The organism is Longimicrobium sp. (assembly GCF_036554565.1).
GTDB lineage: Bacteria > Gemmatimonadota > Gemmatimonadetes > Longimicrobiales > Longimicrobiaceae > Longimicrobium.
Window position 1 is genome coordinate 1 of the sequence record NZ_DATBNB010000186.1, and the last position, 8,259, is coordinate 8,259.

Annotated in this window: 8 protein-coding genes; 5 read left to right on the forward strand and 3 right to left on the reverse strand. The window is 69.5% G+C overall.

What is annotated here, in order from left to right:
- The coding region (locus VIB55_RS25440; protein WP_349262992.1) for an EVE domain-containing protein at positions 1-107 on the reverse strand (107 nt) is incomplete at its 3' end.
- A gap of 173 nt (positions 108-280) precedes the next feature.
- On the opposite strand from VIB55_RS25440, the gene VIB55_RS05060 reads away from it, so the two are divergent.
- From VIB55_RS05060 to VIB55_RS05080, 5 genes are all read left to right on the forward strand, one after another.
- Positions 281-1,045 (forward strand): thioesterase II family protein, encoded by a 765-nt coding sequence (locus VIB55_RS05060; protein WP_331875580.1) that lies wholly within the window; start codon positions 281-283, stop codon positions 1,043-1,045.
- Between the two features lie 103 nt (positions 1,046-1,148).
- A complete protein-coding gene (locus tag VIB55_RS05065) occupies positions 1,149-2,213 on the forward strand; it encodes an HAD-IIIC family phosphatase (protein WP_331875581.1) in 1,065 nt (354 codons plus the stop codon).
- A 215-nt stretch (positions 2,214-2,428) separates the two neighbouring features.
- A complete protein-coding gene (locus VIB55_RS05070; protein ID WP_331022546.1) occupies positions 2,429-2,764 on the forward strand; it encodes a tRNA-binding protein in 336 nt (111 codons plus the stop codon).
- An 84-nt stretch (positions 2,765-2,848) separates the two neighbouring features.
- On the forward strand, positions 2,849-4,237 hold the full coding sequence (locus tag VIB55_RS05075; protein WP_331875582.1) for a pitrilysin family protein: 1,389 nt from the start codon (positions 2,849-2,851) through the stop codon (positions 4,235-4,237).
- A complete protein-coding gene (locus VIB55_RS05080; RefSeq protein ID WP_331875583.1) occupies positions 4,234-5,733 on the forward strand; it encodes a pitrilysin family protein in 1,500 nt (499 codons plus the stop codon). The genes VIB55_RS05075 and VIB55_RS05080 overlap by 4 nt, the downstream gene beginning before the upstream one ends.
- 64 nt (positions 5,734-5,797) lie before the next feature.
- Here VIB55_RS05080 and VIB55_RS05085 read toward each other — a convergent pair whose 3' ends face one another.
- Both VIB55_RS05085 and VIB55_RS05090 read right to left on the reverse strand, forming a co-directional pair.
- Positions 5,798-6,301 carry a thioesterase family protein gene (locus VIB55_RS05085; protein WP_331875584.1) on the reverse strand — a complete coding sequence of 168 codons (504 nt, stop codon included), beginning with the start codon at positions 6,299-6,301 and terminating at the stop codon, positions 5,798-5,800.
- Positions 6,298-7,548, reverse strand: coding sequence for an aminoacetone oxidase family FAD-binding enzyme (locus VIB55_RS05090; protein WP_331875585.1), 1,251 nt, complete (start codon positions 7,546-7,548; stop codon positions 6,298-6,300). Before VIB55_RS05090 ends, VIB55_RS05085 begins: the two co-directional genes overlap by 4 nt.
- Positions 7,549-8,259: the final 711 nt, after the last annotated feature.

Here is an 8,259-nt window from a genome sequence, read left to right on the forward strand (position 1 = left end):
CGCGCCTGGTAGTTGCGCACCCCCTCCCACGTGGTCTGCCCGTCGCGGTGCAGGTCGTCGATGGAGTATACCTCGGGCTCGCTCTTCAGCAGCCAGTTGCGCGGCATCGGTTCACGTCCGTGAGGCAGGTGGATGGCCAGCGCCCCATCTTGGCGCGCGCCAGTGCGCGAGGCAAGCGGATTCGTACCCCGGTCCGCCGATGGAGAACCACCGGGCACTGTACGGACCCGCGCCCGTGCGATACCTTGGTGCGCTTCGTGGCGGAACAGGAGAGGAAATTGTGAATTCCAGCACGACTGACAAGTGGATTTCGCGCCCGCGGTCCAACCCGCGGGCGCGGCTGCGTCTTTTCTGCATTGCGCACGCGGGTGGCGGCGCTTCGGCGTTCCGGGGCTGGGCAGAGGCGCTGCCGCCGGAGGTGGAGGTGTGCCTGGTGCAGCTTCCCGGGCGCGAGAACCGCATCATGGAGAAGCCGTTCGATCGCCTGGACCCGCTTGTCGACGCGCTGGCGGATGCGGTGCGCCCCTGGCTGGATCTGCCCTGGGCCCTCTTCGGCCACAGCAACGGCGCGCTCATCGGCTTCGAGCTGGCCCGGCTGCTCCGGAGGCGCGGGCTTTCCGGGCCGCGCCACCTGTTCGCTAGCGGCCGCCGCGCCCCCGACGTCCCCCCGCAGAGCCGCCTCATCGGCCACCTGCCGGACGACGAGTTCCTGGCGGACCTGGGGGAGCTGGGCGGCATGCCGCGCGAGCTGCTGGAGAACCGCGAGATCATGCAGATGCTCCTGCCCCTTCTGCGGGCGGACGTGGCGCTGCACGAGACGTACGAGTTCGGCGAAGAAGCGCCGCTGGACTGTCCCATCACGGCCTACGGCGGCGTCGCCGACGCGAAAGTCACCCGCGAGAACGTGGAGGCATGGGGCCGCCACACCAGTGGTCCGTTCGTGATCCGCATGTTCCCCGGCGGGCACTTCTTCCACCAGACCGAGCGCGAGGACTTCCTCCGCGTCTTCTCGGCGGACCTGCACGCCGTTCTCGGCGCGCTGTAGTGCGGGCGCACCCCGCGCGGCATCGAGCGGCGTCCAGCGGAATGGAAGGATCGTGGATGGCCTGGTGACGACGCGTACCCGTCAGAACACGACACAGGGCGGCATGAGCGAAGGGATTGGCGAGGCGATCGGCGGCGCGCCGGCCAAGACCGTCAAGTGCGTGGTGTGGGACCTGGACCACACCCTCTGGAACGGCATCCTGCTGGAGGATGAGCGGGTGGAGCTGCGCCCCGGCGTGCTCGGGATCCTGCGCGAGCTCGACGAGCGCGGCATCCTGCAGTCCGTCGCCAGCCGCAACGACCACGACCGCGCGATGGCCCGTCTGGAAGCGCTCGGTATCTCCGAGTACTTCCTGTACCCGCACATCAACTGGAACGCCAAGGGCCAGAACGTCGCCGACATCGCGCGTGCGCTCAACATTGGCCTCGACACGCTGCTGTTCGTGGACGACCAGCCCTTCGAGCGCGAGGAAGTGGCCTTCGCCTGCCCCGCCGTCCGCACCTTCGACGCGGCCGAGCTCGCGGACCTGCTCGACCGGCCCGAGATGAACCCCGAGTTCATCACCGACGACAGCCGCAACCGCCGGCGCATGTACATGGCCGACATTTCCCGCAACCGTGCGGAAGAAACGTTCGCCGGCCCGTCCGAGGAATTCCTGCGTTCGCTGGACATGCGGTTCACCCTCTCGCCCTGCAGCGAAGACGACCTGCAGCGCGCCGAGGAGCTCACCGTGCGCACCAACCAGCTGAACACCACGGGCTACACCTACGGCTACGACGAGCTGAACGCCTTTCGCGCCTCGCACGGGCACCTGCTGCTGGTGGCGGGCTTGGAGGACCGCTACGGCACCTACGGCAAGATCGGCTTGGCGCTGGTGGAGAAGGGAGGCCGCTTCTGGACGCTGAAGCTGCTGCTGATGTCGTGCCGCGTGATGTCGCGCGGGGTAGGCACCATCATGATCAGCCACGTGATGGCCCAAGCCAAGGCCGCCGGCGTGCGCCTTCGCGCCGAGTTCAAGCCCAACGGCCGCAACCGGATGATGGAAGTCACCTATCGCTTCGGCGGCTTTCGCGAGGTGGCGCGCGAAGGCGACCTCATCACCTTCGAGCACGACCTGTCCGCCATTCCTCCATTTCCCGACTACGTGCGCGTCGACATCACCCGCTGATCCCGCAACCGGGGTCGCAGGTGCGGTTCGAAATGGGAAGCCTCGCGTAGTTTGCGAGGCTTCTCGCGTTCGTTCCCGCGGCTTCAGCCGCTTTGGGCAGCGGATTGGGCCGCTCGTTGTTGCCGCCGCGCGGCGGCCCGCGCTACCTTCGCCTGACGGCGCCCGCCTCCGCATGGGCGTCCATTCCGACGCCCAGATCACCGAACCGCGACCCGATGACGATCGACTACGAAGACTTCCACAAGGTCGAGATGCGGGTGGGGCGTGTGGAGCGCGCCGAACCCTTTCCCGAGGCGCGCAAACCGGCGATCAAGCTGTGGATCGACTTCGGCCCGGAACTGGGGATTCGGAAGTCGAGCGCGCAGATCACCGTGCACTACCTGCCCGAGCAGCTGGTGGGCCGCCGGGTGATCGCCGTGACCAACTTTCCGCCGCGCCAGATCGGCCCCTTCATGTCCGAGGTCCTGGTGCTGGGCGTCCCCGATCCCGACGGAGCCGTCGTCCTGCTCGCCCCAGACCTGGACACCCCGCTCGGCGGTCGCGTGTTCTGATGCACGTTGGTTGTCGCCATCCGCCGCCCCGGCTACCTTGCCGGGGCTGACCCCCACGCGGACATCCCCCTTCCCGAGCCGCCGATGAAACCCATCCCCACCCTGGCCGCGCTCCTCCTGGCCGCGCTCCCGTGCGTGCCGCTGGACGCGCAGGCGCCGCCCGCCGTCCGGCTGGAATACGAAGAAGAAACGCTGCCGAACGGGCTGAAGGTCATCTACTCCGTCGACCGATCGGCGCCGGTCGCCTCCACCGTGCTCTGGTACGACGTGGGCTCCAAGCACGAGGTGCGGGGCCGCACGGGGTTCGCGCACCTGTTCGAGCACCTGATGCTCTTCACCGGCTCGCGAAACGCGCCCGAAGGCCGCCACTTCGGGCTGCTCGAGGCGGTGGGCGCCCGCGCGGGAAGCGACATCAACGGCACCACCAGCTTCGACCGCACCAACTACTTCCAACAGGTGCCCTCGCACGCGCTGGAACTGGCGCTGTGGCTGGAGGCCGACCGCATGGCCACCCTGGACGAGGCGCTGAACGAAGGCAAGCTGGCAAACCAGCGCGAGGTGGTGAAGAACGAACGCCGCCAGGGGATGGACAACCAGCCGTACGGCCGCTGGATCGAACGGATTCTCGTCCACATGTATCCCGAGGAGCATCCGTACCGCCACGTGGTGCTCGGCTCGATGGAAGACCTGGAGAACGCGTCCATCGAGGACGTCCGTAGCTTCTTCCGCACCTACTACGTTCCCAACAACGCCGTCCTGGCGATCGCGGGCGACATCGATGTGCCGCAGGTGCGCCAGATGGTGCACCGCTACTTCGCCGGCATTCCGGGCGGCGCCGAGCCGCCCCCCGTGCGCCGCGTTCCGCTCCCTCCCCGCCTCGGCGCGTCGCCGCGCGAGGTAATTCCCGACGCCAACGCGCCCGCGCCGGCGGTCTACGTGGCCTTCCGTGTTCCGCCGGCCCGGGACCCGCGCGCCCCGGCGGTGAACCTGCTGGCGCAGCTGCTGGCGGGCGGGCGCTCGTCGCCGCTCTACACGTCCCTGGTCCGCGACCGCCAGGTGGCCACTCAGGTGTTCTCGTTCAACTTCGAGCTGGTGGAAGACGCCGACATGCTGGTGGTGGGCGCCACCGGAAAGCCCGGCGCCAACGCCGATTCGCTCGAAGCCGCCCTCCTCGCCGAGGTGCACGGCGTGGCGGCTCGCATCGACGCCGCGGGGCTGGAGCGCGCCCGCGCCGCCGCCACCTTCGACCTGGTCAACCAGCTGCAGACGATGGGCGGCTTCGGCGGCCGTGGCGACGTCCTGGCGCAGGGCGCGGTGGTGTACGGGGACGCTGGATGGATCAACCGCTACCTCCCGGCCCTCAGCGCCGTGTCGGTGAACGACGTGTCGTCGCTGGCCCGCGAGTTCCTGGCCCCCGACAACCGCGCCGTCCTCGTCTTCGTCCCCGCCCCGCGCCCAGGAGCCCCCCAATGAGCCGGACGACCCTGCTTCGGCTGCTCGCGGCCGCCCCGCTGGCAGCCGCCACCGCGTGCACGCCCCCCGCGGAGCCCGCGCCGGTCCCTGCGCCAGTGGAGACCGCTCCCGCGCCCCCGGCGCTGCAGATCGTAGCGCAGCCGCCCGCCCTGGGCGCTCCCCGCCCGTACACGCTGCCTCCGATCGAGGAGTTCCGGCTGGAGAACGGCCTGCGGGTGGTGGTGGTGCGCCAGGCCTCGGTTCCGCTGGTTACCGGCCGGCTGATCCTGGAAGCCGGCGCCGAGCACGAGCCGGCCGAGCGCAACGGCCTGGCCGTACTCACCGCCAACCTGCTTCCCGAGGGAACTGCCGCCCTCCCCGGTCCCGAGCTGGCCGAGCGGATGGAACGGCTCGGTGCGCAGTTCCAGACAGGGGCGGGGCAGAACTCGACCTTCGCCGTCGTCACGGCGCTCAAGCCCGCCTTCGCCGAAGCGCTGGGCTTGGCCGCGCAGGCCGTCACAGCGCCCGCCTTTCCCGCGCGCGACTTCGAACGGGTGAAGCAGCAGGCCATCACGGCCCACGTGCAGAGCCAGTCCACCGTCGAAGGCCTCGCGGCCGAGGCCTTCGCCCGCGCCGTCTTCGCCGCCCAGGCCCCCTACTCGCGCCTTCCCGGCGGCACCGCGTCCACGCTGGCGCAGGTGACGCGCGACGACGTGGTGCGGTGGCATCGCACGATGTACGTGCCCGCTGGGGCTACGCTGCTCCTGGTGGGCGACGTGGCCGCTGACGAGGCGCGACAGATCGCGCGGCAGGCGTTCGGAAGCTGGCGTGGGGCGGCGCCTCGGCTCGCGCGCAAGCCCAACCCGGCGCGCCCGGCGCAGCGCACGCGGGTGATCCTGGTCGATCGCCCCGGCTCCGTGCAGTCCCACATCCGCGTGGGCCAGGCCGCGCCCGGCGCCGAAGACCCCGACGTCATCCGCCTGACCGCGCTCACGCAGGTGCTGGGCGGCGCCTTCAACGCACGCATCAACCAGAACCTTCGCGAGCGGCACGGGTGGACGTACGGCGCGTTTGCGAACTTCAACCCGGCGCGCGGCGCAGGAACGCTGTTCATCAACTCGTCCGTGCGCACCAACGCCACCGACTCGGCTCTGGTCGAGTCCGTCCGCGAGTACCGCCGCATCGTAGAGGAGCCCGTGCCGGCGGAGGAGCTTACAGGAGCTACGGGCAACCTGGTGGGCAGCTTTCCCGCCTCCGTGCAAACCGTGCAGGGGCTCGCTCAGCGGATGCAGAACCTGCTCGTGTGGGGGCTGCCGATGGACTACTACGCCACCTACCGCGAGCAGCTGGCCGCCGTGGCGCCGGGCGACGTGGCGCGAGTGGGCGGGGCGCGCCTCACCCCCGGCGCCGCCACCATCGTCGTGGCGGGCGACCTGGCGCAGATCGAGGCGCCCATCCGCGCTCTCAACCTGGGCGACGTGGAAGTGTGGTCACCCGCGGGCGAGCGCGTCCGCTGAACGAAGACCCCGGTCCGCGCCAGGAAGCGCGGACCGGGTTCTTATTTCCTGCGATGCGTGACGCTCAGGCGCTGGTCAGCCGCTCTCCCTCCAGGTGCCGGATCGCCGCCCGTACCGCCTCAGGAACCGGCACCTTGGCGCCCGCCGCGTAGTCGTACGATACCAGCAACGCCCCGCCCGAAGCCGCCACGTCGTTCATCGCACGGCTGACCACGCGGTACTCGTGCGCAAAGCGGTCCTCGCCCAACGCCGTGGTCCGTGCCCCCACGACCAGCGTGTCGGGATACGTCACTGGGCGGCGGAATCGCGCCTGGGCGGACGCCAGGATCGGCCCCGTCTGCACCGCATCGGTCAGCTCGCGGAAGCCGATCAGGTCCAGGTAGCGGATGCGGGCGCTCTCGAAGTAGGTAAAGAAGACCGCGTGGTTTACGTGGCGAAAGTAATCCATCTCTGCCCATGCCACGGGAATCTCCACGACCACGGGAAACTCCGCCCGGAGCTGCGCCTCTGCATCCTCAGACGGGGAAGGGGACTGTGGATGGGAATCGGACGACGCGGTCTCGGTCATGACGGCAACGATTGGAGGGAGGCCGCCGCGCCGAGCCCGGCGGCCCGTCCGGTGGCCCATGCCCAGAAGAAGTTGTAGCCGCCGATCGGCCCGAAGCAGTCCAGGATTTCGCCGCACAGGAACAGCCCCGGTGCCACGCGGCTCTCCATCGTCCGCGGGTCCACCTCCGAAAGGGGCACGCCCCCGCCGGTCACCTCGGCCTTCTTGTAGCCCTCGTCGCCCGTCCAGGGCAGGGGATAGCGCGCCAGCACCTCCACCAGCCGCGCCCTTTCTTCCCGCCGCAGCTGCGACCGCGTGCGCTCCGGGTCCACACCGGCCTCGTCCAGCAGTCGGTCGGCAAGGCGCTGCGGCAGATGGCGCCTGACCAACGAGCCCACCGCGCCCGGGCCGCGCTCCAGCAGCACCGCTTCCCACGCGGTCGCATCGAGCTCCGTCCAGCGCGCGTAGATCGGCTGCCGGCGCGCCGGGTCGTGCGCCGAGCGCACGGCAAGATGCGACACGTTCAGCACAGACGGACCGCTATAGCCGCGGTGGGTGAACAGGAAGCCCCCGCGGGCCCGCAGGCTGCCCTTCTGCAGCGGCGCGTCCAGCTCCACCTCCAGCGACACGCCAGCAAGGTCGGCGTGCACGGGAGGCTGTGCGGTCAGCGGCGTCAGGGCGGCGTACGTGTCGTGTAGCGTGTGGCCGAGCTGCCGCACGATGCGCAGTCCGGTGCCGTCGCTCCCGGTTGCCGGCACCGACAGCCCGCCGGTGGCGATGACGACGGCCCCCGCGGCAATCTCGCGCCCGCCCTCCAGCAGCACCGTCCAGGGCTCACCCCCCACCGGGGGACGCAGCCCCGCGACGGAACTGCCGAACACCGTTTCCGTGCCCCGCCGCCGCGCCACGTCCAGCAGCCCGTCGCGAACGTCGCGCGCCCGGTTGCTGGCGGGGAACAGCTTCCCTGAGTCCTCCTCCAGCACCAGCCGGATCCCCACCTCGTCCTCGAAGAAGCGGCGCTGGTCCGCCAGCGGCCACGAGAGGAGCATCTTCTTGAGCGTGTTGCGCGACGACTCGCTGAAGTACTGTCCCGCGTCCACCCCCGACGGCAGCACGTTGCACCGCCCGCCGCCGCTGATCAGGATCTTCCTCCCGCCATCGCGCGTGCGCTCCACCAGCAGCGTGCGCCGTCCCTGCGCCGCCGCGAAGATCGCCGCCATCGTTCCCGCGGCCCCCGCGCCCACCACCACCACCGGCAGATCCGTCACGCTTTCCTCTCGATGTCCGCTCTTTGCTCGCCAGCCGTTACAATAGCCGACACGCCCGCGCCGGGCGAGAAGTGCGCCGCGGATACGCTCTACACGGGGATGTGGAACGAGCCTCTTGACCGCCTGCGGGCAGAGCACTATACTTGGCGCCCCTCCACCACGCCCGGCAGCAGCGGTCGTTCAATCAGGGGTTGACGGGGGTTGGAGAGGCTGATATGTTGTAGGGCTGTCGCCGGAAACGGCGGCGGGCCGGCCAAGAGAGGGGAATTCGGAAAAACCTCCCTTGACCAAACGCCGGAAGTCCAGTAGATTGAAGGGGTTGCAGGAAAGCCGGGCGGACGAAAGGCGAGAAAGTCATCGCCGCCCACCCCTTGACCGAAGAGGCCGAGGGTGGTAGATTGAAGGACTGAACGCGGCGGCCGGGTGAAGCTGGCCGGGTGCGAATTGAAGGAAGCGGGCCAGCGGCTCGCGCGATGTTTTGAAAACCTGGGTCTTGGGAGTGCTTTTGTAACGAGCGCCCCGTGGTGGAGGTAAGCCGAGGGCAACACGTCCCTTGCGCTCCACGCAAAGAACACGGGACAAGAACGTGAAATTCCGAACGGAAGCAAAGACTTGAAGAAGTCTAGTGTTTCGTTCAAGAAGAGCTGTTTGAATTCTCATGGAGAGTTTGATCCTGGCTCAGGACGAACGCTGGCGGCGCGCTTAACACAT